The organism is Niastella sp., from assembly GCF_045805085.1.
Classification (GTDB): domain Bacteria; phylum Bacteroidota; class Bacteroidia; order Chitinophagales; family Chitinophagaceae; genus Niastella.
Genome location: NZ_JBJMLX010000469.1, coordinates 1 through 1,725, shown reverse-complemented (window position 1 = coordinate 1,725; position 1,725 = coordinate 1). Strand labels below are relative to the sequence as shown.

Below are 1,725 nucleotides of genomic sequence, written 5' to 3'. Positions count from 1 at the left end.
CGATGGTTCTTTACAAGACGTAATCAATAACCCCCTGACGTACCCGAACGTAATGTACACCTTCCACTTTTATGCAAAGGACCACCGTACGGAGTATTTGAACCAACTGAATAAAGCATCAGACCTGTTCCCTGTATTCGTAACCGAGTTCGGTACACAGGAAGCCAGCGGTGATGGTCCCAACGACTTCGCCATGGCGCAGCAGTACATCGATCTGATGGCGAGAAAAAAGATCAGCTGGACAAACTGGAATTACTCTGATGATTTTCGTTCCGGCGCTGTATGGATAACAGGAACCTGTTCAAACGGTCCATGGACACCCGCCAGGTTAAAGCCAGCGGGCGCCTGGGTCCGCGAGCGCATCCTGAGCCCCGCCGATGATTTTCCTGGTGGCGGCACGCCTGTTTGCGAACCGGTTACTGCCAGCAGCAACGATGGCAATTTGCCTTCCAATGTGCTGGATAACGACCTCAACACCCGTTGGTCTGCCAGCGGTGATGGGCAGTGGATCCAGGTCTGTTTAAATACACCAACGGCGGTTACCGGCGTTCAGATCGCATTCTACCAGGGCTCTACCCGTACATCTGGTTTTGATGTGCAGGTGAGCGACAGCGGTTTAGTCTGGAGTAATGTTCTGACCAATATACACAGCAGCGGTACTACCAACAACCTGGAAACATTCTCCTTCACGCCACGTACGGCAAAATATGTACGTATTGTAGGGCATGGCAACAGCGTGAATGCCTGGAACAGTTATACAGAAGTGAAAATACAAACAGGTACAGGCGGCAATAACCAACTGTTCACATTGTTGCCCACACAGGATGCGTATGTACGTGATGGCGCCAATGCCACACTGGTGCATGGCGTAATTGATTCTACTTTATTAATGACGAAAATAAATCCAACCACTGCTACCGGTAACAACCGCGAGTCGTACTTACTGTTCAATGCCAACAGTGTGAGCGGCACTATCAATTCTGTAAAATTAAAAGTGTATGGTAAGGTAGATCAAACGACAGTTGCCTCCATACCAGTAGGCGTGTTCTCTGTGGCCAATACCAGCTGGACAGAAAATTCACTGACCTGGAATAACAAACCGGCTGCCGGCACTACTGCCCTGGCATCTGCCGATATCCCGAGTGCAGCTTACGACTATGCCATCTGGGATGTTACCAGTTATGTAAGAAGTGAGATCGCCGCTGGTCGCAAACTCATCGCCCTGTCGCTGAAGAGCCTGGCGTCGAACGATTCGCGTATTTTTTTCAATTCAGCGGAAACCGGCAACAACCCGCCTCAACTGGTGATAGATGCTACCACATCTACCCAGCGGATGATCGTTGCCTCGATGATAGATCAGTCGACCAAAGCTGCAACCGGCGCCACCCTGCAGAGCTATCCCAATCCGTTCAAAAACAACAATACGATTGTTTTTAACCTGAAAACGCCCGGACATGTTTACCTCTCCGTATACGATCTAACCGGTAAAGAGGTAGCGGTGCTGGTGAATGGCAACCAGGCCGCCGGCACCCACCAGGCTACTTTTGAGCCGCGCCGTTTGCCTGCCGGTATTTACACCCTGAAAATGGTGCATAATGGTAAAATAACAGCCACAAAGCTGGTGAAAGAATAGGCTACTGATAACGAGAAAAACAGCAACATAGGGTCATCCGTGAAAAGCGGGTGGCCCTTTTTTAGCCGTTATCCACAATCCAGGCCGATTTT

General features: G+C 50.0%; 1 protein-coding gene. It reads left to right on the top strand.

Annotated features, from left to right (window positions below; genetic code table 11):
- Nucleotides 1-1,633: DNRLRE domain-containing protein (locus tag ACJ751_RS24640; protein WP_407748191.1), on the top strand; the 1,633-nt coding region annotated here is incomplete at its 5' end.
- Nucleotides 1,634-1,725 lie beyond the last annotated feature (92 nt).